Below are 26,128 nucleotides of genomic sequence, written 5' to 3'. Positions count from 1 at the left end.
AGCGGGCGTCTCCGCCTCAAGGACTCCGCTGCGCAATTGCGGGACCGCTCCTCACCTCCCGTCATCCCGGACTTGTTCCGGGATCCACTGCTCCGCGAGAGCAACGCCTTGAAAGTGCGCGGCAGGGTGGATCCCGGAACAAGTCCGGGATGACGGGGGAGGAGGCCGGGATGACCGGGGAGGAGGCCGGAATAACGGGGAGAGCCTGGGCGACGCCGCAGGCGCCACCGAAGCGTCGAGGTGACCCGATGTGCCGCCATCCCGCCCTCGCCTATTTCCCCGCCCCCGGCTCGGCGGCGTGGAGCGGCGCGTGGATGCGCGCGAAGGTGGCGGGCGGCAGCTTGCTCTCGGCGCGATCGTAGGTGAGCAGGCCGTTGATCTCGCCCTCGACATCGGTGGTCTGGGTATAGACCGCCGCGCTCAGCCCCAGCTCGCGCGCCTGGCGGATCACCTCGTCGTACTTGCGCTGGTAACGCGCCTGATAGTCGGCCTTGTCCTTGGCGGTCTGATAGCCCCAGTTGTTGCGCGCGGGGAACCAGAGATGGCCCGGCACCGGCAGGCCGATCCCGCCGAACTCGCCGATCACGATCGCGCGATGCGTCTGATGCGTCGGCGCCTTGGGCACATCCTCATAGGTGTGGATGTCGTACAGGTCGGAGCCGGCATCACCGGTGTCGAGCCAGCCCGATACCTTGTTGACCAGCCGGCTGGGATCGAGCTCGTGGACCATCTTGGCGAGCCGCGTCGAGGCATATTGCCCCCAGCCCTCGTTGTTGACGACCCAGGTCACGATCGAGGGATGGTTGCGCAGGTCGCTGATCATCCGCGTGAGCTCATATTCGAATTCGTTGGTGGTCTCCTGCGGCATCAGCGCCTCGCCCTGCGACGAGGGGCGGACGAACTGGTCGAGGCTCTCGTCCTCCTCGCCCGAGGGCATGTCCTGCCAGATCAGGATGCCCAGCCGATCGGCCTCATAGTAATATTGCGCCGGCTCGACCTTGATGTGCTTGCGCAACATGTTGAAGCCCGAAGACTTGAGATAGTCGATCTCGAAGCGGATCGCCTCCTCCGACGGCGGGGTGAGCAGCCCGTCGGGCCACCAGCCTTGATCAAGCGTGCCGTTCTGGAAGAGCGGCTTGTTGTTGAGCATCATCACCGGCTGGCCGGGCACCTTGCCCGCGCCGATCGAGCTCTTGCGCATCGCGAAATAGCCGTCGACCGTGTCGCGCGCGCCGCCCTGCACCGCGGGGGTGCGATACAGCGCCGCCTCCTGCGCGGTGAGGATCGAGTCTCCGCGCTGGCGATGCGGGCTGTTGTCCGGCCCGGTATAGGGGCTGCGCACCTTCACCAGCTCGACCTTGAGATCGTAGAGGAAGGGATCGTCGGGCGACCACAGATGCGCGTCGGGGATCGCCAGCGTGGCGGGGCGGTTGCCGCGCACCAGCGTGGTCGCGACGGTGCGGCCCTTCTGCGAGGCGGTGATCCGCACCGCGTCGTCGTCCGCCGCGCTGCGGTTGAGCGCGACGTCGACCGAGAGCGTGCCGCGGTCGATATCCGGCGTGATCTTCATGTCCTCGACATGGAGCGCGGGGACGGGCTCGAGCCACACCGTCTGCCAGATGCCGGTGACGGGCGTGTACCAGATGCTGTTGGGCTTGAGCACCTGCTTGCCGCGCGGCTGCGCGCCAGTGGAGGTCGGGTCGGTGACCTGCACCACCAGCTCGTTGTCGCCGGATTTCAGATAGTCGGTGACGTCGAGGCTGAACGCGTCCGACCCGCCGCGGTGCGTGCCGACCAGGCTGCCGTTGACCATGATGCTTGCCTCATAGTCGACCGCGCCGAAGTGGAGCAGCACGCTCTGCCCCTGCCAGTCGGCGGGCACCGCGAAGCTGCGCTTGTACCACAGCCGATCGTCGGGCGTGACCGAGCGCGCCACGCCCGAGAGGCGCGATTCCACCGCGAAGGGGACGAGGATCTTGCCATCCATTTCCGCGGGCTGCGGCGCCGCCTTGGGGCGCACCGCATAGTCCCACTGGCCGTTGAGGTTGAGCCACTTGGTCCGCTTCATCTGCGGGCGCGGGTAGCTGCGCCAGGCATTGGCCGGCGTGACGGCGCGGCCCCAGCGCGTGACGAGATCGCTGGTGTAGATCGTGCCGGCCGGCGTGGCGGGGGCGGTCTGCGCCGCCGCGAGCGGCACCACCGCCGTCCCCGCCAGCGCCGCGACGATCAGGGCCAGCTTGCTCATCATTCCTCTCCCTCAGGCGCGTTCGCGCGTCTTGTCAGCGGGATGGCACAGGCAGACGAGTTGGAAAAGCAAATTATCAGATTATTGGCGACGCCGCTGGCGATCGGGTCATCGCGCGATGAGAAAGTGGTGGGTTACCATCCTACATTAACGCGATCGTCGTGGTGCCGTGTCACATTGCCGCTATGTTTCCCGCCGCTATCCCGCACGCACGCGCGCTGGTCCTCATGGCCGAGGCCGAGCCGTTCCGCGTCGAATATCTCCGGCATGCGCTCCACGAGGCGGGGATCCATCTGCTCGGCCCGGTGCGCAGCGTGGCGGAGGGGCAGGCGCTGCTCGGCAATCTGCGTGATCAACCGGTCGCCGCGATCGTCAATCTCCGTCTGGAGGACGGCAGCGCGCTGCCGCTGATCGAGGCGTTGGACGAGGCCGACGTGCCGCTGCTGCTGATCGGCGAGGCGGGGATGGCGCCCAGTCCGCTCCTGCGCGATCGCGCGATGCTCCTCGCGCCCTTCGCCGCCTATCAGGTCGTGGCGGCGGTGCGCCAGCTCATCGCCGTCCCGCTCGCCACGCCGATGCCCCCGTTGCCGGCAGGGCACGAGCAGCATGGCTGATCGCGACACGCCCGCACCGGGCGCCACCGCGCTGCTCATCATCGACATGATCAACGATCTCGCCTTCGACGGGGGCGAATTGCTCGCCGCCTCCGCGGAGGCGGCGGCGCGACACATCCGCGCGTTGCGCGATGCCGCGGATGCGGCGGGCGTGCCGGTGATCTACGTCAACGACAATTTCGGTCACTGGCTCTCCGAACGATCGGCGATCGTCGACCATTGCCGCGACGAGGCCAGTCGCGGCGGCGCGCTGATCGCGTTGCTCGCGCCGCGCGACGAGGATTATTTTATCGTCAAGCCGCAATTCTCCGGCTTCTACGCGACCAACCTGCCGGTGCTGCTGCCGCAGCTCGGCGTCAGCCGGCTGATCCTCACCGGGATCGCCGCCGACATCTGCGTGCTGTTCACCGCGGCGGACGCGCACATGCGCGACTATGACCTGTGGGTGCCGCAGGATACGGTGGCGAGCGAGGCGCAGGAACATCAGCGCTGGGCGCTCGAGCTGATGCGCCACAGCATGTGCGCCGAGACCGCGCCGAGCAGCTCGCTGCCACTCGCCGACTGGCTCGCCCGCTAATAAGTGGGCCACAGGCCCGGCGTCGCCAGTTCCAGCACATGGCCGTCGGGATCGTTGAAATAGACGCTGTGCCCGCCGGCGGGCCAGTGGATCTCGCTCAGCTCGCATACACCCGCCGCGCGCAGATGCGCGCGCCAGGCCGCATAATCCGCGGCCGCGACCTTGAACGCCACGTGGAGCGGCCCCGCGCCGTCATGGCCGGGGATATGGCCCTGCGGCATGTCCTCACCCGCGGTCGACTGACCGCGGGCGAAGATCAGCAACACGCTGCCGCCGCCGGCGTCGAAGGCGGTCAGCCGCTCCTCGTCGCGCAGGATCGCCAGCCCCATCACGTCGCGGAAGAAGGCGATCGAGCGCGATTTGTCGTCGACGTAGAGCGCCGTCTCCAGCACCCCGTTGAGCGGCGGCATGCCTGTCTCCTTCAGCGCGCCGGATCGTCGACGCCGCGCCCTTCAACGTCGGGGCGCGCCGCGACGATCCGTCACCGCGGGAGCGCGCCGCTCAGAGCAGCAGCCGCAGCGCCAGCGAGGTGGTGCGCCCGTTGACCGAGCGCGCACGCACGATGCCGCCGGGCGGGATGCTGCCGTTCTCGGACTCGGTGAAGCCCAACGTGTCGAAGGCGTTGTTGCTGCTCAGCGAGAGCTGTACCCGCCGGTTCAGCTGCCAGTCCACGAAGGCGTTCACCGTGGTGAAGCCCGGCATCCGCAGCTTGTTCTCGTCCTGCGCGAAGCTGCTGGTGGTGCCCACCACATTCGCCCCCAGCGCGATCGTTCCCAGTGTCAGTTCGGGCGTCGTCTGGAAGATGAAGCGCGCCTGGCGGCGGGGCACATGGCCGACATAGCCGGGATTGATCTGATCCACCGCGATGCGCGAGTCGGTGAAGGTCGCCCCAGCGGTGAGGCTCAACACCCCCTGCGTCAGCGCGCCCTCGGCCTCGATGCCATGCGCGCGATAGATGCGGTCGATGAACGAGCCCGGCGTGGTGATCTGCCCGTTCTGCTCGCCGGTGCGCGCCCAAAAGCCGGTGAGGTCGAGGCGTGTCGCGTCATGGCGGTATTTGAGGCCGCCCTCGACCTGTTCGACGCGGTCCACCGCGGCGCGGCTGTTGGTCAGCGCGCCGGTGGCGACGTCCAGTCCGGGGCCGAACAGCAGCCGGTCCGAGTTGGTGCGCGCGCCGCGGCTGTAGCGCGCGAACATGGCGAAGGGCTCGGCGACCCGCCAGTTGATCCCGGTCGAGTAGGACAGATAGTGCCAGCGGTAGAAGACCGGCGCGGGGCTGCCGAGCGGCAATACCGCGACGCGTCGCTCCGCGCGCGCGATCGTGCCGTCCCCGTTCATGTCGCGCGCGGTCAGACCGACCCGGTCACCGCCGAGGTCGGCGCCATAGATCAACCCTGCCGCATCCCCCGTGTCGTAGCGCACGCTCGCGCCGATCGAGACGCGCCCGAGGCGATAGTTGAGCGAGCCGAACGGCGCGTTGGTGCGGTAGTCGACACGGTGGCGGCGCCGGCAGCAATCACCGAAGAAGCTCGCGCCATAGCCGTAGAAGCCGTCCTGCGTCTCGGCCACACCCTGCGCGTCATACAGGTCGATCAGCGCCGCCTGACCGCGACCGCGCACCTCCAGCAGGTTGGCGGTCCACAACCAGTCGGTCGCGACCCGCTGGCGCGAGCGATAGAAGCCGACGGTGGTGGTCAGCTCGCCGCGCCCGATCGCGTCGACCCGGCTGCCGCGCAGATCGTTGAAGACGTTCCCGAAGCTGTTGAGCTTCGCGTCGAAGACGATGTTCTCGGCGAGCAGGCCATTGCCGCCGCCGAGCCGTCGCGGGTCGCTGACCGGCTGCCCGGCCTGCGCGCCCGTGGCGTAGCGCAGCGTCGCCCCCGGTCCCGCCAAGGCGGTGGCGATGTCGCCCGCGCCGGCGATCGTGGCGGGGAAGTTGGCGATGAAGCGGCCGGTGATGCTGGTGAAGCGGAAACGGTCGATCACGGTCCAGCCGGCCAGCGTCGCCTGTGCCTCCAGCCCGACGGCGTTGACCACGGGGTGCATGCCGTCGCGCAGGTCGTGGACGCTGCGGCGGTTGGCGCCGTCCAGGGTGACGTTGCGCAACGCATAGCGCGAGGCGAGCGCGTCATGCGCGATGTCGAAGCCGGGCAGGCTGTGATAGTGCGGATCGGCGTCGCTGCCGGTCACGCGCACCGGATTGGGCATATAGCTGATCGCGCGGTCGTTCAGCGTCTTGCCATAGAGCCGGACATAGCCGCCCGCGAACTCGCGCGTCAGGTTGAGCTTGATCTGACCGCCGCGGTTGCCGTCATAGCCGACGCGGCGCGGCCCCTCGCCCTGGCGAAGGAAGCCGCCGACGTGGAAGCGCCAGTCGGGCCCCAGCCGCCCGCCATAGTCCATGTCGAGCCGATGCTCGCCATAATCCAGCCCGGTGAGCAGTTGCACCGCGCCGCCCTCTTGCTCGCCGGTCTTGGAGATCAGGTTGATGACCCCGCCGGGCGAGTTGGACGCGAAGGTCGACGCGGACCCGCCGCGGATCGAGGCCACTGCCGCGAGATTGAAGTCGCCGCGCAGGAACACGTCGGCATTGCCGAAGACCAGGTCGCCATATTCGACGACCGGCAAGCCGTCCTCCTGCAGTTGCAGGTATTTGCCACCGCCGGTCGCCATCGGCAGCCCGCGGATCGAGAGATTGGCATTGCCCTCGCCGCCCGAGCTCTCCGAGCGGATGCCGGGGATGTTGCGGAAGATCTCGGCGACCGAGCGGGGGGCGATCTTATCGATGTCGCTGGCGAGCAGCTGGCTGGTCGAGACCGCAGTGTCGAGCCGGTCACGCCCGCGCGCCACCGCGGTGACGACGACGTCGCGATGCGGCTGCCGGGGATCGGCGGTCGTGTCCTTGTCGTCGGCATTGTCGGCCGGCACATCGGCGCGTTGCGCGCTGGCCGCCGGAACACAGAGAGCTCCCGGCGCAGCCGATGCAAGTACCAGCAAAGTAACGAGTTTCATTAGGCGACCCCTTTTTTGTACGGGCCACCTCTATGTTGCGCAAGTTTAACGATTGCGTTGCAGTATCATACCAGCAACGCTCGCGGCATCTGCTCGCAAGCTATTCTATAGACTTAAGTTTCTCGACGATCGCGCGACGTCTCGCCATTTCGCGTCATTACTCAAGATGGATGTTGAGGCGGATCGCCCGTGCCGCCGCGGATCAGTTGCTGGAGCACCACGATCCGTTGGCGCTCCTCGCTGAGGTCGGCCGACGGGTGGTGCTCGACCCGGTCGAGCAGGATGCGCAGCTCCTTCTGCCACGTCTCGCGCACGCTGGTTGCCATGATCGCTCTCCTCGTCGCGCCGTCGCTCGCGGCGCCACCGGGTCAACGCCGGTGGCGCCGAAGCGATGCGACGGAGCGCGATCAATCCTCCCCGGTCGCGCTCGCCGGGCGCGCGCGGTCGGGCGTGGTGCCCTCGCCCGCGAAGGGGGTGAGCCGGAAGGTCACGCGCGTCGGCTCCAGCCGCGTGCGGTATTGCGGCATCGGCAGGCCTGCCTGGCTCCACTCGGTATCACCGCCGACGCCCCATTGCGCCGAGTCGACCAGCAGCGTCACCTGCCCGTGCGGCACCACGTCGGTCGACTTCCACGTGCCCGGCGTGTGACGGTCGAGATCGGCATAGGGGAAGGCCAGCGCGTTCATCATCAGCGGCTGGTCGCCCTGCACGCGCACGCCGCGCCCGCTGCCGGAGAGCTCCATCCAGCGCACGTCGACCTTGTTGCCCGTCTCCTGCGGGCGGATGAAGTCGTGGTTCTGCTCGGCGATCTTGCCGCGCCACAGCCCGATCGGCGCCGAGGTCTTCCGATCGACGTAGCTCTCGTGCGGCCCGCGCCCGTACCATTCCACCTCGGTGACGTCGGTCGGCATCGCGAAGGCGAGCCCGACTCGGAACGGCGCGGGCAGGTCGGTCTTCACCGGCGTGAACTGGCCGTCGACCGCGACGCTGCCGTCCGCCGCCATGGCGTAGCGCGTGGTGAAGGTGGCGGCGCCGTCGCCCAGCGCATAGTCGACCGTGACCTCGGCACCGGCGTCGGTGCGCGCGCTGCGCACCGCGGTGACCCGGCGCGCGTCGCTCATCGCCTTCCACATCGCCAGCTTGCGATCGGTGCCGATGCCGATGTCATTGTCGGTCACCGCGCGCCAGAAATGCGGCGCGCCGCCACTCGCGAGCGTCCGCCCGCCCTGCGCATAGTCGCGCACCAGCCCGGTGGCGCGATCGATCGTGAGCGTCGCGCCGTTCGCCGACAGGGTCACCGCGCCGCTCGCCTGCTTGAGCGCTACCGCTGCCGTAGCAGCGGCGGGCGCGGTCGTCGCGCCCGGCTGCACCTGGAACTGCTCGAAGCCGAGCAAGGTACCGCCTGCCACGCCGGGGATCGCGCCCTCCTTGGCGCGGACGTTGACTGTGACGAAATATTCGGCGCCCGCGCGGCGCTGATAGCCCGTGAGCGGCAGGCCGATCGTCTCCGCGCCGCGCGCGGGAGTGGCGAGCGGCGCGAGCGCACCCTTGGCGACGGGGACACCGTCCTCCTCCAGCTCCCAGTCGAAGCTGAAGCCCGACAGGTCGCGGAAGTCGTGGCGATTGCGCACCGTCACGCGCCCGGTGGCGGGATCGAAGCCGTCGAACTGCGCCGGCGCATAGACCTTGCGCAGCTCGTAAAGCTGCGGGTTGGGCGTTCGATCGGACTGGAGCAGCCCGTCGCCGAACTCGATGTCGCCGCCTGGGTTGGGGCCGTACTCGCCGCCGTCGCCCCAGTAGCGCCGTCCGTCCTTGGTGTAGCGGTACATCGACTGGTCGACCCAGTCCCACACGAAGCCGCCCTGCAGCTTGTCGGGGTGGGCGTAGATCGTGTCCCAATATTCCTTCAGGTTGCCGCCGGTCTGGCCCATCATGTGCGCGTATTCGCACTGGATCATCGGCTGCTTGAAGCGCCAGTTGACGGCATAGTCGCGCATCTTCTCGACCGTGTCGTACATCGGCGCGTAGATATCGGCGAAGTAATTGGGGCGATGGTCGTGGACGCCCTCCCACGTGCCCCAGCCGAGATAGCTGAGCAGCCGCGACGGGTCGCGCTGCTTGGCGGCCGCCGCGCCCGCCTCGAAGTTCGGCCCGATCCCCGCCTCGTTGCCGAGCGACCAGAAGATGATCGAGGCATGGTTCTTGTCGCGCTCGATCATGTTGGTGACGCGGCTGACATGCGCGTCCTTCCACGCCGGGTCGAAGCCGATCTGGAGCTTGGCGCGATCGTCGGGATGGTTGTTGCCCGCCTCCATATAGGCGTGGCTCTCGACATTGGCCTCGTCCATCACATACAGGCCGTAGCGGTCGGCGAGCTCGTACATATACGGGTCGTTGGGATAGTGCGACATACGCAGCGCGTTGATGTTGTTGCGCTTCATCAGCTGCACGTCGCGTTCCATCGACTCGCGCGTGATGGTGTGGAAGGTCTCCGGGTCGTGCTCGTGGCGGTTGACGCCGCGGATCGTGATCGGCTTGCCGTTCACCGTCACGCGCCCGTCGATGATCGCGACGGTGCGGAAGCCGATCCGGCGCGCGCTCGACTCGATCAGCGCGCCCTTGGCGTCGTACAGCTCGACCAGCAGCGTATAGAGGTCGGGCGTCTCCGCGGTCCACGGCCGCACCTTCGCCACGGTGCCACTCAGCGTCACCTTGCGCTCGCCCGACCCCGCCGCCACCGCGGCGCGCGTCTGCTGGAGCACGCGATCGCCGTCCATCAGCACGTAGCGCGCGCTCGCGGCGGCGGTGCCGCCCACCGCCACCTCGACCGCGAGCTTGCCGTCGCGATAGGCGTCGTCGAGCCCGGCGTGGACGAAGACGTCGCGCACGCGCGTCCTGGGCGCGGCGAGCAGATAGACCGAGCGCTCGATCCCCGAGACGCGCCAGAAGTCCTGATCCTCGAGGTAGCTGCCATCAGACCAGCGGTGGATCTGGATCGCCACAATATTGCGCCCCGGCTTGACGAAGCGGGTGACGTCGAACTCGCTCGGCAGCTTCGAGTCCTCGGAATAGCCGACCTTCTCGCCGTTGACCCAGACCTCATAGGCCGAGCCCGCCGCGCCGATGTGGAGGATCACGTCGCTGCCCTGCCAGCCCGCGGGCACGTCGACGTCGCGGCGGTAGGAGCCGACCGGGTTGGTCGCGTGCGGGATCAGCGGGCGGTTGGCCGGGAAGGGATAAGTAACGTTGTTGTAGCGCGGCTGGTCGAAGCCCTGCGCCTGCCAGTCGCCGGGAACCTTGATGTCCTTCCAGCCCGCGACGTCGAAGTCGGGCTTCTCGAACCCCGCGGGCAGGTCGTCCGAGCTGGGGGACAGCGCGAACTTCCACGTCCCGTCGAGCGCGACGTAGCGCGACGAGCGCGCCTCCTCGCCCGCCAGCGCGAGCGCGCGCGTCTCGTATGGGAAGCCGGTGGCGTGCGCGGGCATCTTGTTGCGCGCGTTGACCGCAGGATTCTCCCAGTCGGGCCGCGACGGATCGACCTGCACCGGCTGCACCTGCGGCAGGCCCTGCGCCACCGCCCCCGATCCGAGCGGCATGACCAGCGACGCGGCGGCGACGCCGGCGAGCAACAACGAGCGCATTCCCTCTTTCCTCCCCCTAAGGACGGCCTGTCGCCGCCCTCTTGTTGTCTGACAATAATACTACGCGGCGCCGGCACAAGCGATCTCGGGCAAACCGCTGATGTTGATCGCAAACCATTGCTAAGCGACGGCAGAGACTCGGGCGCCGGCCGAGGGTGTCACGCCAGTTTCACGCGCGCTTCCTAGGGCGGCGCGCATGATCCGTCTCGCCCGCGCGCTCGCGCTCGCCACCCTCCTCGCCGCCCCGGCCGCCGCACGCGACGCCGCGCCGCTGCGACTCAACGACGTGCAGGTGATCGGCACGCACAACAGCTACAAGCGCGCGATGCCCGCCGCGACGATGGCGCGGCTGCGCGCCGCCGACCCGAAACTGGCGGAGGCGCTCGACTATGCGCACCGCGACCTGAACGAGCAGCTCGACAAGGGCGCGCGCCAGCTCGAGATCGACGTCAACTATGATCCGCAGGGCGGCCATTACGCGCGCGGGTCGGACGACCCGGCGCTGCGCCGCCCGGGCTACAAGGTGCTCCACATCCCCGGCATCGACAATTCGTCGAGCTGCGTGCTGCTGACCGACTGCCTGACGATCATCCGCCGCTGGTCCGACGCGCATCCGCGCCACGTGCCGATCATGCTGATGTTCAACGTCAAGGACGAGCAGAATGCGGCGCGCGGCGGGATCGACTCGATCGTGCCCGACGCCGCCGGTTACGACGCGCTCGACGCCGAGATCCGCGCGGTGCTGCCGCCGGCCAAGCTGATCACCCCCGACGACGTCCAGGGCCGCTACCCGACGCTCCGCGACGCGGTGCGGGCGAACAACTGGCCGACGCTCGAGCAGGCGCGCGGCAAGATCCTGTTCGCGTTGGACGAGACGCCCGCGAAGGTGGCGCTGTACCGCGGCGCGCGGCGCTCGCTCGAGGGGCGCGTGTTCTTCATTAACACCGACGAGGACTCGCCCGCGGCGGCCTACCTCACCCTCAACGAGACGATGGCGGACGCCGCGCGCATCCGCCGCGACGTCGCCGCGGGCTATCTCGTGCGCACCCGCGCCGACGCCGAGACGCGCGAGGCGCGCAGCAACGACACGCGCCGCCGCGACACCGCGCTGGCGAGCGGGGCGCACTTTGTGTCGACCGACTATCTCTGGCCCGACCCGCGCTTTCCCGGCGGCTATCAGGTGGCGCTGCCCGGCGGTGGCGTGGCGCGCTGCAACCCGGTGCGGCGGCCGAAGGGCTGCGCGGTGAGCGAGCGCTGACTTGGGCCGCCGCGCCGCCTCGATCGCCGAGCTAACCCGGTCTTTACCTGATCTCGCCTATCGTCACGCGCTATGACCGCGGATTTCCTCATCGACGTCGACGTGCCGCGCGCGTTCGTGCGGATCACCATGGCCGGCTTCTTCGACGCACCGGCGATCGCGCGCTTCGTCGCCGCGCGCGACGCGGCGCACGCGCGGCTCACCTGTGACGCCAATGCGCACGTCACGCTGGTCGATATCCGCGAGATGGACATCCAGGCGCAGGAGAGCGTCGCGCAATTCCGTGCGGTGCTGGCCGATCCGCGCCACGCCTCGCGCCGGCTCGCCTTCGTGGTGGCGCGCTCGCTCGCACGCTCGCAGATCCGCCGCGCCGCCGCCGAGCGCGAAGCCTGCTATTTCGAGACGATCGAGCAGGCCGAGGCGTGGCTGTTCGGCGCCGAATGGGTCGCCGCCTAGGGCGGGTCGACCACCGCCGCCGTGCCGTCCCGCGCGATAGGTGCGGCGCGGTGCGACACCAGCGCTGCGATCATTGCCTCACAGCCCCGCCCCGCGCCGGAGCGTCAGCGCGATGCCCGCCCAGTCGATGTCCTCGCCCTCGGTGGCGATCGTGCTGCGCAGATGGTCGCGCACGATCCCCAGCAGCGGCATCGGCACGCGATAGGCGGTCGCGGCCGCGTCGGTCAGCGTCATGTCCTTGAGCCCGAGCGGCGCGGTGAAGCCGGCGGGGCGGAACGCATCCTCCACCAGCAGGGCGCCATAGGTGCGGTAGATCGGCGCGCCGAACAGGGTCTCGGTCAATATCTCGAGCAGGGCGCCGCGCTCGACGCCGCCGCGTTCGGCCAGGGTCATCGCCTCCGCCATCGCCTCGACCGCGGCCATGATCATGAAATTGCCGCTGAGCTTCACCAGGTTCGCGGCGGGCGCGCGCGCGCCGACGCGGAAGGTGCGCTGGCCGATCGCGTCGAACAACGGCTGTGCCCGGTCGAGCGCGGCGGTGTCGCCCCCAGCCACGACGAACAGCTTGCCCGCCTCGGCGGCGGGCGGGCGGCCGAACACCGGGGCGGAGACATAGCCGCCGGGTCCGGCCTCCGCCGCCAGCCGTTCGGCGAGCGCCACTCCGATCGTGCTGTGCGAGACGTGGAGCGCGGGCGCCGCGGCGATCCCCCGTTCGCCCCATACCACCGCCTCCACCGCGCGATCGTCGGCGAGCATCGACATCACCACCTCGCCCCCCGCCGCCTCGGCCGGCGAGGCCGCGGCGTGCGCGCCTGCCGCGACCAGCGGCGCGACCCTGTCGGCGGAGCGGTTCCACACGCTGACCTCATGCCCCGCCGCGATCAGGTTGCGCGCCATCGCGCTCCCCATCTGCCCCAGCCCGATGAACCCGATCTTCATGCGCTCTCTCCTCGCCGCGCGCGACTTCCCCCCAAGCGCGGCGGCCCCGGCAACGTTCCCGCCGCGCCGCGCCGATCGCGCTCGGCCGGCGGCGCGCGGCTTTTCTCCCGCGGTCCAGCGCTTTGCGCTGTCCTACACGGAACAGGCATGGAACATGGTCGGCGAACGGCGTGACCCGATTCGGTGATCTCGTTCGTAGAAGGGAGGTAAGCCAGCCGCCATGCGTCGCCCTGCCCCACCCCCGGCCGCACGCATCGTCCCGCCCGTGGCGCTCGCCGCGGCGCTGCTGCTCGCGGGATGCGCCGCCAATGCGGTGCGGATCGACGCCGCCCGGGCCGTGTCCTCCAGCGGGCGCGCGGCGGTGGCCGCCACCGCCGCCTATCTCGACGCGGTCGAGCAGCGCCGCCGCGACGCCGCCGCCGCGCTGGTCGCCAGCGACGCGAGCTGCCTGCCCGCCACCCCGCTGCGGATCCAGGTGCCCACGGTCGCCGCGCCGCCTCCCGCCCCGCTCTGCCCCGAGGGCGAGGCGGTCGCACCCGGCTATGCCGCGCTCACCATCGACCTCGGCACCAGCCCGCGCGCGGTGCTGGAGCCGCGCGTCGCGCTGCTCGCCGCGGTCGGCGATTATACCGAGGCGCTCGCGACGATCGTCGCCGCGCCCGACACCGATGTGTCGGCGGAAGTGACCGCGTTCGCCGAACGCGTCGGCCGCGTCGCCACCGCGGCGGGGATCGCGGGGGTCGATCCCGCCTCCCCGCGCGGCGGGGGGCTGATCGCGCTCGCCGCCTTCGCCGCCGAACTGGCGCGCGAGGCGCGGCAGGCCGGCGCGGTGCGCGCGCTGGTGGTCGAGCGCGGCGAGGTGGTGGATCGCGCGCTGGCCGAGCTCCGCGCCCAGGTCGATGGCTGGGGGCGAACCGCCGCGCGCAACGCCGACGATCTGTACGGCAACGCGCTGTTCCGCACCTATCTGCGCCACCGCACCGATCTGACGCCCGAGCAGCGCGAGCAGCTCGCCGCGCGGATCCTCGCCGCGCGCGAGGCGGCGCGCACCGGACCCGAGCGCGCCGCCGCGGTGGCGGACGCGATCGCGCTCGCTGCCACCGCGCAGGCCGACCTGCGCACCGCGCTGTCACGCCACCCCAGCGCCGCGCAGCGCCGCGCCATCGCGCGGCTCAACCTCGATCGCGTCGCGCGCGCGCTCGGTCTGGTCGCCGCGATCGCGCGCCCGCTGTGAGGAACATGCCATGACCCGCTACGCCGAGGCGCTCGCCGCCGCCACCGCGCTGGCCGACCAGCTCCAGGCGCACGTCGCCGACGGGCGATTCCTGCCGCGCTATTTCGACCGGCTGTTCGGGCTGCGCACCGGGCTGGGCGACGCGCTCGACCGCTTCGCCGCGACGCTCGTCACGGTTCCCGGCGACGCTCCCGTGTTCGCGCGCGTGCTCGATCGCGCGGCCGAGGCGCGCCGCGAGGGCGAGGGATTGATGCCGACCGATCTCGCGGTAGAGCGCTACGCCGCCGCGGTGGCACGCGCGACCGAGGCGCTGCGCGCCGATCGTCCCGACGCGGCGGCGCCCGCTCCCGCCGTACCGATGCTTCGCGGCGCGCTGCGCCTCGGTTCGACGGTCGCGCGCGAGGAGCGGCGCACGGTCACCGTCACGCCGGCGGCGCCGACCGACACCGAGCCCTATTACACCAGCCTCGCCAAACTGTTCCCCGTCGAGGCGGTGGCGCTCTACCCGCTCGCCGACGGCATTGCGGGGAGCGATCGCGCGGTGCGGCTGATCCTGATCGCGGTGATCGGCCTGTTCGTCGTCGCGCTGCGCTGGTTCGGTACGCAAGATGCCGGCGGCCGAGCCGATGTCGCTGCCATCGCGGTGTCGCTGCTGTCGTTCCTGCTCTACGCCGCCGCGCTCGGCGGGTTCGGCTATCTGCCGGGGGGCGCGGAGCAGACGCGCCAGCTGCTCGCCTTCGTCACCATCATCTGGGTCGCGCTCGTGCCGCTCGCGCTGCGCCGCGCCCGCCGCTGATCACCATGGGAGACACGCCGATGTGTACGCTCGCGCACCGCCACTCGCTGCACTGTATCCTGCCGCCGTACATCCTCTCGCGCATCGCCGAGAACGGCCCGCCCGAATTGCGCAGCAAAGCGATCCGCGCGCTGATGATCGACCCGTCGATCCGCCTCGTGCGTGCCGCCACCGCGGGGCCGGTGCTGGGCAGCGTCGCGCGGCTGCGCAGCGCGGCGGGGAATGTCCCCACCCCCGGACCGCGTCGCACCATCCGCGACGCCGGGAACCGGCCCGAGGCGCCCGGCGCCACCGTGGTGCGGCGCGAGGGTGACGCCGCCACGGGCGATCCCGCGGTGGACGAGGCCTATGACGGGCTGGGTGCCACCTTCGCGCTGTTCTGGGAGGCCTATCGCCGCAACTCGATCGACGACGCCGGGCTGCCGCTCGACGCCACGGTCCATTACGATCAGGATTACGACAATGCCTTCTGGGACGGCACGCAGATGGTGTTCGGCGACGGCGACGGCGAGCTGTTCAACCGCTTCACGCTCGCGCTCGACGTGATCGGGCACGAGCTGACGCACGGCGTGACCGAGCGCGAGGCGGGGCTGGCCTATGTCAACCAGTCGGGCGCGCTCAACGAGAGCATCTCGGACGTGTTCGGCGCGCTGGTGAAACAGCATGCGCTCGGCCAGGACGCCGCCGCCGCCGACTGGCTGATCGGCGAGGGCCTGTTCACGCCACAGGTCGCGGGCAGCGCGCTCCGATCGATGAAGGCGCCGGGCACCGCCTATGACGATCCCGTGCTCGGCAAGGACCCGCAGCCCGCGCACATGGACGATTTCGTCCGCACCAACCAGGACAATGGCGGCGTCCATATCAACTCGGGGATCCCCAATCGCGCCTTCTATCTCGCCGCCACCGCGATCGGCGGCAAGGCATGGGACCGCGCCGGCACGATCTGGTACAATGCGTTGCTGGACCCCAATGTCCGGCCCAACACCGATTTCGCCGGATTCGCGCGCGTGACGGTGGACGTGGCCGGGCGATTGTACGGCCCGGCTGGCACCGAGGCGACCGCGGTCGCCGAGGCATGGAGCGGCGTCGGAGTGAGCTGATGGCGGACGAGGCGGGGTGCGGTGGCGAGGCGCGGATGCGGGTGGAGGGCGGCTTCGCGCATCTGCCCGGCCGCGCGAGCGACCGGTGCGTGCCGCTCGAGCGCCTGCCGGGCGCCGAGCGTGCCGAGTTGGCGCGGTTGGCGGACGCCGCGGCCTTCTTCGATTGCACGCCCGAGCCCGCCGCCCCGCGCCCCGACGCGCGCACCTATACGATCGGGCTGACGATCGACGGTCGCAGCCGCGAGCTTCAGGTGGCGGAGCCGATCCGCGACCCGGCGCTCGCGGCGCTGGTCTCGACCGTCCGCCGGATCACGCGCGAGCGCGGCTGAGGGCCGCGGCCGCCCGTCGGCGCGCGCCACACGCCGGCTGGCTCAGCTTGTGGTCTCGAGCCGCGGCACGAGCAGGTGCACCAGCAGCAGCGCCACCAGATAGGCGCTCCCCGCCCACACGAAGACCGGCACGTAGGTCCCGACCGTCTCCAGCACCTCGCCGACGTAGCGCGCCATGATCATGCCGCCGACCGCGCCCGCCGCGCCGCCGATGCCCATCACCGAGGCGACCGAGCGCGACGGGAAGGTATCCGACACCATCGTGTAGAGATTGCTTGACCAGCCCTGGTGCGCCGCCGCCGCGACACCGATGATCGCCACCGCCGCCCACAGGCTGGATACGGTCGAGGCGAAGAAGATCGGCAGCACCAGGATCGCGCTCGCCAGCAGCGCCAGCTTGCGCCCGGCATTGACGCTATAGCCGCGCTTGATCAGCCAGGACGACAGCCACCCGCCGCCGATGCTGCCGACGTCGGCGAGCAGGTAGACCGCGATCAGCGGCGGGCCGAAGGTCTTGAGGTCGAGCCCGTGGCGCTTGGCGAAGAAGTCGGGCAGCCAGAACAGGAACAAATACCAGACCGGGTCGGTCAGGAACTTGGCGACGACGAAGGCCCAGGTGCCGCGGTGGCGGAACAGCGATGCCCAGGACGGGCGCGGCGCCGCGGCGTTGAGCTCGTCGGCGTGCTGGTCCGAGGTGATATAGGCCAGTTCCTCGGGCGAGACGCGCGGGTGCTGCGCGGGGGCGCGATAGAAAGCGAGCCACGCCGCCAGCCAGGCGAATCCCAGCAGCCCGGTGATGATGAAGGCGGCCTGCCAGCCGTAGCTGATGGCGATGATCGGCACGACGATCGGGGTCGCGATCGCGCCGACATTGGCGCCGGCGTTGAGGATGCCCGCGGCGAGCGCGCGCTCCTTCTTCGGGAACCACTCGGCGACCGACTTGATCGCGGCGGGGAAGTTGGCGGACTCGCCCAGCCCCAAAGCGAACCGCGCCAGCGCGAAGCCGCCCGGGCTGCGTGCGAGCGCGTGGAACAGCGCGGCGAGGCTCCACACCGTGATCGCCGCGGCATAGCCGATCTTGGAGCCGATCCGGTCGATCACCGCGCCCGAGACCAGCAGCCCGATCCCATAGGCCGCCTGGAACCAGAAGACGATCATGCCATAATCGACCTCGGTCCAGCCCAGCTCGGTCTGCAAGGTCGGCTTGAGGATGCCGATGATCTGGCGGTCGATGTAATTGATCGTGGTGGCGAAGAAGAGCAGGGCGCAGATCACCCAGCGCACGCGCCCGCGCGGCGCCACCGCCGGCGGACTCATCTCAGCTGCTGAACTCACTCGACCCTCCCCGGGGCGACACCCGCCGCCCGCTTGATTCAACCCTCGCGCAACCGCGCGTCCAGCGCCGCGCGGTCCTCCGCGTCGGCCTGCCAGTGATCGGCGAACAGCCCGCGCTCGCCGAAGAAAGCCGAGACGACTCCGCCCTCGCCGACCTCGCGCCACAGCGCTGCGAGCCGCTCCGCCATCGGATCGTTGACCGGCGCACCGTCGCCGCGGACGTGACGCAGCCACGTCGCCAGCGCGGTCAGGATCGCCGGGCAGCGGCGCCCTTCAGCGGCATTGGCGCGCAGGGTCGCGAGCCAGCGCTGCGGGATCTTCTGCGAACCGTCCATCGCGATCTGGATGAGCGAATGCGGCAGCGCCGGGTTGGCGAAGCGCGCGAACAGCGCGTCGGCATAGGCGCCGAGGTCCTGCTCCGGCGCCGGGGTGAGGCTGGCGGCCGCCTCGTCGCGCATCAGCGGCTCGACGATGGCGCGGATCGTGGGATCGCCCACCGCCTGGTGGACGAACTGGTGCCCGCGCTCCAGCCCGAGATAGGCGAGCGCGGAATGGGCGCCGTTGAGCATGCGCAGCTTGGCGAACTCATAGGGCGCGACGTCGGCGACCAGTTGCGCGCCCGCCAGTTCCCAGCGCGGGCGGCGGGTCGCGAACCGGTCCTCGATCACCCATTGCATGAACGGCTCGGTGGTCACCGCGGCGGCGTCGTACAGGCCGATCGCGGCGGCGGTGCGCTCCAGGTCGGCGTCGCGCGCGGCCGGGACGATGCGGTCGACCATCGTCGACGGACAGGCGCATTCCGCCTCGAACCACGCGCGCAGCCCGGGATCGGTGCGATCGAGCCAGGCGCCGAGCGAAGTCGCGAGCGCGGCGCCGTTGTGCGCGAGATTGTCGCAGCTCACCAGCGTGAGGCCGCCGGCGCCGGACTGGCGGCGATCCGCGAGCGCGCGCGCCAGATGATGGTAGATCGTGCCGCCCGCCGCCTCGACCGAGGCGAGGTCGAGCGCGCCGTCGGGGCCGCGGTGATAGCCTTTCTCGGTCACGGTCAGCGTGACGATCGAGGTACCCGGCGCGGCGAGCACCGCGCGCAGCCGCTCGCCGTCGCGCGGCGCCACCAGCATCTCGCGCAGTGCGCCCACCAGCGCGATCCGCTCGCCCGCGGCGGAGCGCTGCGTCACCGTGTAGAGCGCGTCCTGCGGCAGCAGCGCCTCGGCCACCGCGGGCGAGCGCAGCGACACGCCGGTGATCGCGAAATCGCGGTCGCCCGCCGACATCGCCGCGTCGGTGTAGACCGCCTGGTGCGCGCGGTGGAAGGCGCCGAGCCCGAGATGGACGATCCCGGTCCGCTGCGCCGCGCGATCGTAGCCGGGGCGCTCGATGCTGTCGGGAAGCCGGTCGGCGGTGGCCGGCGACAGCCGCTCCGCGCCACTCACAGCTTGTAGGCCTTGCGCACCAGCCCGACGGTGAGGTCGCGCGCCAGCTCGGCCGCCTCCCAGTCCTCGAGCCGATGCTCGGCGACGAGCCGCGCGAGATAATGGCAGTCGATCCGCCGCGCGACGTCGTGCCGCGCCGGGATCGAGAGGAAGGCGCGCGTGTCGTCGTTGAACCCGACGGTGTTGTAGAAGCCGGCGGTCTCGGTGGTCATCTCGCGGTAGCGCAGCATGCCCTCGGGCGAATCGTGGAACCACCACGCCGGCCCCAGCCGCAGGCACGGGTAATGGCCGGCGAGCGGTGCCAGCTCGCGCGCGTAGGTGGTCTCGTCGAGCGTGAAGAGGATCAGCGTGAAGCGCGGGTCGTTCCCGACGACGTCGAGCAGCGGCTGGAGCGCGCTGACGAAATCGGCGCGCATCGGGATGTCGGCGCCCTTGTCGCGGCCGTGGCTCGCGAACAGCTGGCGGTTGTGGTTGCGGAAGGAGCCGGGATGCAGCTGCATCACCATGCCGTCCTCGACGCTCATCTTCGCCATCTCGGTGAGCATCTGCGCGCGGAACAGCTCGGCGTCCGCCGCGTCCCATTCGCCGTTCGCGATGCGGCCGAACAGCGCCTCGGCCTCGGCGGCGGAGAGGTTGGCGGTGCGCGCGCTCGGGTGACCGTGGTCGGTCGCGGTAGCGCCCGCCGCGCGGAAGTCGGCGCGACGTTTGCGGTGCGCGGCGAGATAGCCTGGCCAGCTCCACACGTCCTCGCCGGTCAGCTCGGCGAAGCGCGCCATCGCGGGCTGGAACTGCTCGTGCTCGACGTCGATCACGCCATCGGGGCGATAGGTCGTGACGACGCGACCGCCCCAGCCCGAGTCGCGGATCTGACGATGCGACTCGAGCGGATCGTCGGCGCCCTCGGTGGTGGCGAGGAACTCGATCCCGAACCGATCGAACAGCGCGCGCGCGCGGAAGGCGGGCGTGGCCAGCTGCTCGTTGATGCGATCATAGTAAAGGTCGGCGGTGCCAGCCTCCAGCGCGACCTCGAAGCCGAACACCTCGGCGAAGACATGGTCGAGCCACAGCCGCGACGGCGTGCCGCGGAAGAGGTGATAATGGTCCGCGAAGACGCGCCACGCCGAGCGCGGGTCGGTCGCGGGCGTGCCGGCGCGCGAGGGGATGGCGAGATCGTCGAGCGCGACGCCCTGCGAGTAGAGCATGCGGAAGACATAGTGATCGGGCGCGAGCAGCAGCTCGGTCGCGTTCTGCCAGCGCGAGTCCTCGGCGAACCAGCGCGGATCGGTGTGGCCGTGCGGGCTGACGATCGGCAGCGCGCCGATCTCGGCGTACAGCGCGCGCGCGATGTCGCACTGGGTCGGGTCGCTCGGGAACAGCCGGTCGGGGTGGAGGCGGAGCGCGCGCGTCATGCCAATGCCCCCGCGCGCGCGTCGGCGGTGGCGTGCGCGACGCCGCGCTCCACGCCGCGCAGTTCGGCGAGCCCTCGCATCCGGCCGAGCAGCGAGTAGCCGGGATTGGTCACGCGCGAGAGGTCGTCGAGCATCTGGTGTCCGTGGTCGGGGCGCATCGGGATCGAGCGATCCTCGCGCTGCTGGAGGCGGTGGACCGCGGCGACGATCGCGGTCATCCCCGCATCCCCCTCGAGGTGCGCCGCCTCGTGGAACGTTCCCCCACGAGCGTCGCCGCTCTCGCGCTGGACCGAGCGGAGATGGAGGAAGCCGATCCGCTCGCCGAGCCGGTCGACCATGCCGGGCAGATCGTTGTCGGGTCGCGCCCCGAACGAGCCGGCGCAGAAGCACAGGCCGTTGGCGCGGCTCGGCACGCGCGCGAACAGGTCGGCGACATCGGCCTCGGTGCTCACCACGCGCGGCAGGCCGAACAGCGCGAAGGGCGGGTCGTCGGGATGGACCACCAGATGCAGGCCGAGTTCCTCCGCCACCGGGCAGACCGCCTCGAGGAAGGCGACGTGATGGGCGTGCAGCGCGGCGGCATCCACCCCATCATAGCTGGCGAGCGCGGCGCGGAAGTCCTCGATCGAGAAGCTCTCCTCGCTGCCCGGCAGGCCGGCGATGATGTTGCGCGTCAGCCGGCGGCGCGCGTCCTCGTCCATGCCGGCGAGGCGGCGCTCGGCGCGCTCGATCAAGTCGGCGGCATAGTCGCGCTCGGCGCCGTCGCGGCGCAGCAGGAAGAGGTCGAAGGCGGCGGCCGCCTCATGGTCGTAGCGCAAGGCGCGCGCGCCGTCGGGCAGTTCCCAGCCGAGGTCGGTGCGGGTCCAGTCGAGCACCGGCATGAAATTATAGGTGACGACCCGGATGCCCGCGGCGGCGAGATGGCGCAGGCTGGTGCGATAGGCGTCGACCAGCTCGTCCCAGCGGGCCCCGCGCGTCTTGATCTCCTCGTGGACCGGCAGGCTTTCCACCACGGTCCAGCCGAGCCCCGCCGCGGCGATGGTCGCGCGCCGCTCGGCGATCGCCGCCGCGCTCCACACGGCGCCGTTGGGCACCTCGTGCAGCGCGGTGACGACCTCGGTCGCGCCGGTCTGGCGGATGTCGCGCAGCGCGACCGGGTCGGACGGCCCGAACCACCGCATCGTCTGCGTCATCCATCGCATCCGCCCGTCGTGTCGCGCCATCCGCCCGTCCTCGCTGTCGCCCCGAAACATCATCCGCGGCTCAGAACACGAAATTCACCGCCAGCGCAAAGGTGCGGCCGAAATAGGCGGTGTAGAGCGGGTCCTTGCGCACCGTGTCGACGGTGAGCCGGTTGGTCTCGTTGGTGATGTTCTGCACCTCGGCGATCAGTTTCACGTTCTCGGTCAGGTTGTACGAGGCCGAGGCGTCGACGAAGATCGAGCTGGCGTTCGAGGTGGAGTCCGCGTCGACCGAGCCGCTCGGCACCGCGGTGAGGAAGGACGAGCGATAGTTCACCGTCGAGCGGATGCTGAACCGGCTGTCCTCATAATAGAGCGTGCCGCTCGCGGTCTCGGGCGACAGGCCGACCAGCGGCGCGGTGCGCGAGAGCGTCGGCGAGATGATGTAGTTGATGTTCGAGCGCACCCGCGTGAAGTTGCCCAACGCACCGAAGTTCCTGAGGAAGCCCGGCAGGAAGGTGAAGGGCAATTGCACGTTCGCCTCGAAGCCGCGCAGCGGGCCACCCGGCGTGTTGTTGCTGCGCTGGACGGTGAACTGGTCGGTGGGGCGCAGCTGCGTGCCGTTGAGCAGCGTCAGCGGCAGGCCGATGTCCTGGAAGGCCAGGCTGGTGCTGGTCGTCTGGATGTAGGTCTCGATGTTCTTGTAGAAATACGCCACCGACAGCAGCGAGCCGGGGCGGAAATACCATTCCAGCGCGGCGTCGAAGGTATTGGCGCGGATCGGCTCGAGGAACGGGTTGCTGAACGAGGCGGTCTGGATCACCAGATTGGCCGAACCGGCCGGGATCAGCTGGCCGTAGGACGGGCGCGACATGACGCGCGCCGCCGAGAGGCGCGCCACCAGGTTGGGCGTGACGTCCAGCGCCAGGTTCATCGACGGCAGCCAGTCCTCATAGGAGCGGCTCACCTCGGAGATCACGAACTGCGACGGATAGGTCGACCCTGCCGGCGCCGCGGTGGTGATCGGCCCGTAGGTGTCGAGGCTGGTGTGGACGTAGCGCACGCCGGCGTCGCCGCGCAGCGTGAACGGCAGGATGTCCTGCGTGTCGAACTTCACCATCGCGTAGCCCGACTTGTACTTCTCGTCGACGCCGCCGTAGGTGCCCTTGGCGCACTCGATGCTGCAATAGACGTAGCTGTCGAGCCCGACCGCGTCGCGGAACTTGTCCGGATCGATCGAGACGAAGTCCTGCAGCTGGCCGTCGAGGTTCTTGCCGACACCGCTGGTGACGAAGCTGAAATCGGCGATCGACACGCCGCTCGGCAGCGTCAGCGGGGTGTTGGTGGCGAGCTGACGCTCACGCGCGGTATATTTGTTGGTGCGATACTGGCCGCCGAACTGGACGGTGAAGCCCTGCGTCGGCTTCCAGTCGCCGTTGAGCTCGAAGGTCTTGCTGACGATCGTGTTGCGGCGGATGAAGTTGGAGAGCTGGCCGCGCTGGTCGCCGTTGGCGAGCGGCGGGCCGTATTGGAACAGCGCCGGGTTGGTCGTGTCGATGCCATAGCCGATCTTGGGGATATCGGGATTGTCGCGGAAATCGATCGACCAGTCGCGCGTGTCGTTCGAGTCGATCGCGACCTGAAGCCGGTTCGTATCCAGCTTCGACTGGTTGATGCCGACCAGGCCGAACAGTCTGAAGCTGTCCGAGAAGCGATGATCGAAGTTGAGGTTGGCCTGCTTATATTCCGAGGTGAAGCGCTCGTTCTGCATCTCCGAGCGCAGGTCGACGCCGTCGAACAGGCCGTGGATCAGCGAGCCGTTGTCGTCCACCTCGATATCGCGCACGGAGGTGAGCGGCTGGCCGTTGTTCGAGATCGCGCGACCGAAGGAGCGCGCGTCGAAATAGGTGTCGAGCCGGTTGACCTTGAAACGCGAGTAGAGCCCGTCGAGCGAGATGTCGGTGTTATCGCTCGGCTTCCACTGGAAGGTCAGCGATCCGGCGAGACGCTGCTGATCCTGGCTGCTCTTCACCGGCCGTGGCAGGCGGGGGAGGTAGACACCGCCGCCCGGCCGGCCGTTCACTCCGGTGCGGCTCATGATATAGTCATAAGCGGCCTGGGTGCCGGTACGCGGGTTGTTGGTGCTGCAATTGTTGGCGTCCGAGCCGATCGAGGCGCCGCTCGGCTGGGTATAGCCGATCCCCGGACTGTTCACCGCACCGCCCTTGTAGGTGTAGCCGACGGGCGTGCAGAAGGGGAAGATCACGCCCGCATTGGCGCTGCCGTTGGGCTGGGCGAGGCCGTAGACCGTGGTCGGCACGACATCGACCGCCGAATAGGCATATTCGTCGATGCGGCGCTTGGAATAGGCGACGCTGGCGAGCACGCCGAACGTGTCGCCGAACTGCTTGGAAACGAGCGCGGACAGGCGCGGATCGACGTCCTTCTTGATGTCGTTGTAGATGCCGCGCGCGGTGCCGGAGAAGACGAACGACTTCTTCTGGTCGAACGGCTTGGGCGCGCGCAGGTCGACCGTGGCGCCGAGCGACCCCTCCTCGACGTCGGCCGAGGTGGTCTTGCGCACCGAGAGTGCCGAGAAGATCTCGGTGGGGAAGGTGACGAAGTCGAACGAGCGGCCGGTGGCGACGCCGCCGCGGATATCGCTGCCGCTGACCTGCGACACGCCCTCCATGCCGTTGATGCGGACGCGCGTGAACTGCGCGCCGAGGCCGCGCACCGAGATGTTGCGCCCCTCGCCGCCGTCGCCGCGCGACAGCGCCACGCCGGGGATGCGCTGCATCGACTCGGCGAGGTTCGAATCGGGGAATTTGCCGATGTCCTCGGCGACGATGCTGTCGACCGCCGCGGTCTCGCTGCGCTTCTGGTTGAGCGCGCTGTTGAGCGAGGCGCGGAAGCCGGTGACGACGATGTCGTTGATCTGCGCCTCGCCGCCTTCCTGCACGGGCGATTGCGTGCCCTGCGCGTCGGTCGCGGGCGGCGCGGCGGGGGCGCCGGCGGAGACGACATCGCCGGTGGCGGAGGGCGGCGGCTGGTCCTGCGGCGCGGCCTGCGCGGCGGCGGCGCCCGCGATCAGCGCGGCGAGCGCGCTCGACGACACGAACAGAGCGCATTTGTGGCGACGGTGCATGCCCACATCCCCTCTTCCAATGCGCGCGCGCTCATCTGGAGTTCGCTGCGCGCCGGTGACGCCGCCACCGTCTCTGCGGCGTGCGGCTGATGTGGGAGAGCTACCAGCTGCGATCCTGTCTGGCAACTGGCCTGACCAGATTGTAGGAAAATGTGGCTCCCCTACCGCTGCTCGCTCTGGCAGGTAGCGAAACACTCACAAGCGGGTGGAGCGGCGGTACGCGGGTCACATTCTCCGACGAAACTCTTCCGTCATCCCGGACTTGGTCCGGGATCCACCGTGCCGCATACTCGTCAGGCGTTGCTGTCGCGGACGGGTGGATCCCGGAACAAGTCCGGGATGACGGATGGTGAAGAGCGCTCCGGGAAGGCCGCAAGGATCCACTCGGGAGGATCGCAGAGAGACTCATCCGAGACGGCTCGCTGGTGGAGAGCTCCTCTACCGACGCCCCTCCCTTGCCGGGAAGGATCTTGAACCGCCCTATACCGTCCGCCGCGCCAAGGCCCGGCGGCGCAGGTCGGTCTCCTTGCGCGCGCGCTCCACTGCCTCGGTCTCGGTGACGTCGAGCAGATAGTCGATCACGCGGCTGAGATGGTCGCGCATGGCGTTGCGTGCGTCGATCGGCGAGCGCGCCTCCAGCGCCGCCAGGATGCGGCCGTGCTCGGCGAGCCGGCTCTCGGTGCCGAGGCTCCCCGCCTTCAGCAGCACCTCGCGCGCCAGCGGCGAGCGGAAGCGCATGTCCCAGAAATCGGTCACCGCCGAGATGATCACCGCGTTGCCGGTCGCCTCGGCGATGGCGATATGGAAGCGCCGGTCGGCCTCCTCCGCCACCTCGTCGCGCGCCATGTCGCCCAGCAGCGCGCGCAACTCGGCGAGCTGCTCGTCGTCGATCTCGGTCGCGGCCACCGCCGCCACCTCGCCCTCGAGCAGCCGCCGCGCCTCGGTGATCTCGAACGCGCCGATGTCGAGCTCCTGCTCGACGTGCGGGGTGGCGGCGGCGAGCACGAACACGCCCGAGCCCTTGCGCGCCTCGACCAGCCCCTGCATCTCCAGCGCGATCATCGCCTCGCGGATCGTCGGGCGGCTCACCCCGAACCGCTCGGTCAGGTCGCGCTCGGCCGGCAGCCGCGCGCCCACCGGATAGATCCCCGCGGCGATGTCGGCGACGATCGACTGCACGATCTTGCGGTACAATTTGCCGCCATGCTCGGCCAAGCGACTCGCCTCCCCCTTAATCCGGCGCGGCGCCCGCGGCTTACCGCCCCCGCCTCCCTGTCCTCTTCCCGGCCGGGCGCCCCGTCAAGCTCTGTCGACGCATCGGCAACAAAATGCCTGACAACAGACTTGCATGTGGTCCGACCACGATCTAGGCCATGGGTCATGAGAACGCCGCGTCGATCGCCTATAAGGCGATCGGGAAC

21 protein-coding genes are annotated in these 26,128 nt (G+C 70.0%); 9 read left to right on the top strand and 12 right to left on the bottom strand.

Features of this window, described 5'->3' with window-relative positions:
* Positions 1-271: 271 nt before the first annotated feature.
* Positions 272-2,245, bottom strand: a complete 1,974-nt coding sequence (locus tag EV292_RS09935; RefSeq protein ID WP_243693706.1) for a sugar-binding domain-containing protein — start codon at positions 2,243-2,245, stop codon at positions 272-274.
* A gap of 185 nt (positions 2,246-2,430) precedes the next feature.
* On the opposite strand from EV292_RS09935, the gene EV292_RS09930 reads away from it, so the two are divergent.
* A complete protein-coding gene (locus EV292_RS09930) occupies positions 2,431-2,859 on the top strand; it encodes a hypothetical protein (protein WP_132909048.1) in 429 nt (142 codons plus the stop codon).
* Positions 2,852-3,436: an isochorismatase family cysteine hydrolase gene (locus EV292_RS09925; protein WP_132909047.1), complete on the top strand. Its 585-nt coding sequence runs from the start codon at positions 2,852-2,854 to the stop codon at positions 3,434-3,436. Before EV292_RS09930 ends, EV292_RS09925 begins: the two co-directional genes overlap by 8 nt.
* On the opposite strand, the gene EV292_RS09920 is transcribed toward EV292_RS09925, so the two are convergent.
* The 4 genes from EV292_RS09920 to EV292_RS09910 all read right to left on the bottom strand — a co-directional run bounded on the left by EV292_RS09920 (position 3,433) and on the right by EV292_RS09910 (position 10,089).
* Positions 3,433-3,846: a VOC family protein gene (locus EV292_RS09920; protein WP_132909046.1), complete on the bottom strand. Its 414-nt coding sequence runs from the start codon at positions 3,844-3,846 to the stop codon at positions 3,433-3,435. The two genes, EV292_RS09925 and EV292_RS09920, sit on opposite strands and share 4 nt — an antisense overlap.
* A 91-nt stretch (positions 3,847-3,937) precedes the next feature.
* The gene (locus EV292_RS09915) at positions 3,938-6,364 is read right to left on the bottom strand and encodes a TonB-dependent receptor (RefSeq protein WP_243693705.1); all 2,427 of its coding nucleotides are present in this window, start codon (positions 6,362-6,364) and stop codon (positions 3,938-3,940) included.
* Between the two features lie 245 nt (positions 6,365-6,609).
* Entirely contained in the window at positions 6,610-6,774 is a 165-nt protein-coding gene (locus EV292_RS22610; protein ID WP_165927075.1) for a hypothetical protein, read from the bottom strand.
* Positions 6,775-6,855: 81 nt separating this feature from the next.
* Positions 6,856-10,089, bottom strand: a complete 3,234-nt coding sequence (locus tag EV292_RS09910) for a glycoside hydrolase family 2 TIM barrel-domain containing protein (RefSeq protein WP_132909044.1) — start codon at positions 10,087-10,089, stop codon at positions 6,856-6,858.
* A gap of 196 nt (positions 10,090-10,285) precedes the next feature.
* Here EV292_RS09910 and EV292_RS09905 point away from each other — a divergent pair, with 196 nt between their 5' ends.
* The gene (locus tag EV292_RS09905; RefSeq protein WP_132909043.1) at positions 10,286-11,347 is read left to right on the top strand and encodes a phosphatidylinositol-specific phospholipase C1-like protein; all 1,062 of its coding nucleotides are present in this window, start codon (positions 10,286-10,288) and stop codon (positions 11,345-11,347) included.
* Between the two features lie 72 nt (positions 11,348-11,419).
* Entirely contained in the window at positions 11,420-11,803 is a 384-nt protein-coding gene (locus tag EV292_RS09900; RefSeq protein WP_132909042.1) for a hypothetical protein, read from the top strand.
* A 78-nt stretch (positions 11,804-11,881) separates the two neighbouring features.
* Here the strand turns inward: EV292_RS09900 and EV292_RS09895 are convergent, their stop codons facing one another.
* A complete protein-coding gene (locus EV292_RS09895) occupies positions 11,882-12,742 on the bottom strand; it encodes an NAD(P)-dependent oxidoreductase (protein ID WP_132909041.1) in 861 nt (286 codons plus the stop codon).
* Between EV292_RS09895 and EV292_RS09890 the strand changes: the two genes are divergently transcribed.
* From EV292_RS09890 to EV292_RS09870, 5 genes are read left to right on the top strand one after another with little or no spacing between them, the layout of a single operon-like run.
* Positions 12,726-12,929 carry a hypothetical protein gene (locus tag EV292_RS09890; protein ID WP_132909040.1) on the top strand — a complete coding sequence of 68 codons (204 nt, stop codon included), beginning with the start codon at positions 12,726-12,728 and terminating at the stop codon, positions 12,927-12,929. The two genes, EV292_RS09895 and EV292_RS09890, sit on opposite strands and share 17 nt — an antisense overlap.
* Positions 12,930-12,962: 33 nt before the next feature.
* Positions 12,963-13,976 (top strand): hypothetical protein, encoded by a 1,014-nt coding sequence (locus EV292_RS09885; protein ID WP_132909039.1) that lies wholly within the window; start codon positions 12,963-12,965, stop codon positions 13,974-13,976.
* Positions 13,977-13,986: 10 nt separating this feature from the next.
* Positions 13,987-14,772, top strand: coding sequence for a hypothetical protein (locus tag EV292_RS09880; protein ID WP_132909038.1), 786 nt, complete (start codon positions 13,987-13,989; stop codon positions 14,770-14,772).
* A 20-nt stretch (positions 14,773-14,792) separates the two neighbouring features.
* Positions 14,793-15,872, top strand: a complete 1,080-nt coding sequence (locus tag EV292_RS09875) for a M4 family metallopeptidase (RefSeq protein ID WP_132909037.1) — start codon at positions 14,793-14,795, stop codon at positions 15,870-15,872.
* The gene (locus tag EV292_RS09870) at positions 15,872-16,201 is read left to right on the top strand and encodes a protealysin inhibitor emfourin (protein WP_132909036.1); all 330 of its coding nucleotides are present in this window, start codon (positions 15,872-15,874) and stop codon (positions 16,199-16,201) included. Before EV292_RS09875 ends, EV292_RS09870 begins: the two co-directional genes overlap by 1 nt.
* Before the next feature lie 42 nt (positions 16,202-16,243).
* On the opposite strand, the gene EV292_RS09865 is transcribed toward EV292_RS09870, so the two are convergent.
* The 6 genes from EV292_RS09865 to EV292_RS09840 form a co-directional block, all read right to left on the bottom strand.
* Positions 16,244-17,518 (bottom strand): MFS transporter, encoded by a 1,275-nt coding sequence (locus EV292_RS09865; RefSeq protein ID WP_132909416.1) that lies wholly within the window; start codon positions 17,516-17,518, stop codon positions 16,244-16,246.
* A gap of 56 nt (positions 17,519-17,574) precedes the next feature.
* Positions 17,575-18,969, bottom strand: a complete 1,395-nt coding sequence (locus EV292_RS09860) for a mannitol dehydrogenase family protein (RefSeq protein WP_132909035.1) — start codon at positions 18,967-18,969, stop codon at positions 17,575-17,577.
* Complete coding sequence (gene uxaC / locus EV292_RS09855) at positions 18,966-20,378, bottom strand: glucuronate isomerase (protein ID WP_132909034.1); 1,413 nt, start codon at positions 20,376-20,378, stop codon at positions 18,966-18,968. Before uxaC ends, EV292_RS09860 begins: the two co-directional genes overlap by 4 nt.
* A complete protein-coding gene (gene uxuA, locus EV292_RS09850; protein WP_243693704.1) occupies positions 20,375-21,601 on the bottom strand; it encodes a mannonate dehydratase in 1,227 nt (408 codons plus the stop codon). The genes uxaC and uxuA overlap by 4 nt, the downstream gene beginning before the upstream one ends.
* A gap of 40 nt (positions 21,602-21,641) precedes the next feature.
* On the bottom strand, positions 21,642-24,707 hold the full coding sequence (locus tag EV292_RS09845) for a TonB-dependent receptor (RefSeq protein ID WP_132909033.1): 3,066 nt from the start codon (positions 24,705-24,707) through the stop codon (positions 21,642-21,644).
* 480 nt (positions 24,708-25,187) lie between these two features.
* Complete coding sequence (locus tag EV292_RS09840; protein ID WP_132909032.1) at positions 25,188-25,922, bottom strand: FadR/GntR family transcriptional regulator; 735 nt, start codon at positions 25,920-25,922, stop codon at positions 25,188-25,190.
* Between the last annotated feature and the right edge of the window lie 206 nt (positions 25,923-26,128).

It is taken from the genome of Sphingomonas sp. BK235 (assembly GCF_004345855.1).
Classification (GTDB): domain Bacteria; phylum Pseudomonadota; class Alphaproteobacteria; order Sphingomonadales; family Sphingomonadaceae; genus Sphingomonas.
This window is presented reverse-complemented; position numbering and strand designations above follow the sequence as displayed.

Coding starts and splice junctions, on each gene's coding strand:
- EV292_RS09865 (WP_132909416.1), bottom strand. CDS start 17,518: ATGAGTCCGCCGGCGGTGGCGCCGCGCGGGCGCGTGCGCTGGGTGATC.
- EV292_RS09845 (WP_132909033.1), bottom strand. CDS start 24,707: ATGCACCGTCGCCACAAATGCGCTCTGTTCGTGTCGTCGAGCGCGCTC.
- EV292_RS09870 (WP_132909036.1), top strand. CDS start 15,872: ATGGCGGACGAGGCGGGGTGCGGTGGCGAGGCGCGGATGCGGGTGGAG.
- EV292_RS09925 (WP_132909047.1), top strand. CDS start 2,852: ATGGCTGATCGCGACACGCCCGCACCGGGCGCCACCGCGCTGCTCATC.
- EV292_RS09920 (WP_132909046.1), bottom strand. CDS start 3,846: ATGCCGCCGCTCAACGGGGTGCTGGAGACGGCGCTCTACGTCGACGAC.
- EV292_RS22610 (WP_165927075.1), bottom strand. CDS start 6,774: ATGGCAACCAGCGTGCGCGAGACGTGGCAGAAGGAGCTGCGCATCCTG.
- EV292_RS09905 (WP_132909043.1), top strand. CDS start 10,286: ATGATCCGTCTCGCCCGCGCGCTCGCGCTCGCCACCCTCCTCGCCGCC.
- EV292_RS09885 (WP_132909039.1), top strand. CDS start 12,963: ATGCGTCGCCCTGCCCCACCCCCGGCCGCACGCATCGTCCCGCCCGTG.
- EV292_RS09895 (WP_132909041.1), bottom strand. CDS start 12,742: ATGAAGATCGGGTTCATCGGGCTGGGGCAGATGGGGAGCGCGATGGCG.
- EV292_RS09875 (WP_132909037.1), top strand. CDS start 14,793: ATGTGTACGCTCGCGCACCGCCACTCGCTGCACTGTATCCTGCCGCCG.
- EV292_RS09880 (WP_132909038.1), top strand. CDS start 13,987: ATGACCCGCTACGCCGAGGCGCTCGCCGCCGCCACCGCGCTGGCCGAC.
- EV292_RS09910 (WP_132909044.1), bottom strand. CDS start 10,089: ATGCGCTCGTTGTTGCTCGCCGGCGTCGCCGCCGCGTCGCTGGTCATG.
- EV292_RS09890 (WP_132909040.1), top strand. CDS start 12,726: ATGAACCCGATCTTCATGCGCTCTCTCCTCGCCGCGCGCGACTTCCCC.
- uxaC (WP_132909034.1), bottom strand. CDS start 20,378: ATGACGCGCGCGCTCCGCCTCCACCCCGACCGGCTGTTCCCGAGCGAC.
- EV292_RS09900 (WP_132909042.1), top strand. CDS start 11,420: ATGACCGCGGATTTCCTCATCGACGTCGACGTGCCGCGCGCGTTCGTG.
- uxuA (WP_243693704.1), bottom strand. CDS start 21,601: ATGGCGCGACACGACGGGCGGATGCGATGGATGACGCAGACGATGCGG.
- EV292_RS09935 (WP_243693706.1), bottom strand. CDS start 2,245: ATGAGCAAGCTGGCCCTGATCGTCGCGGCGCTGGCGGGGACGGCGGTG.
- EV292_RS09930 (WP_132909048.1), top strand. CDS start 2,431: ATGTTTCCCGCCGCTATCCCGCACGCACGCGCGCTGGTCCTCATGGCC.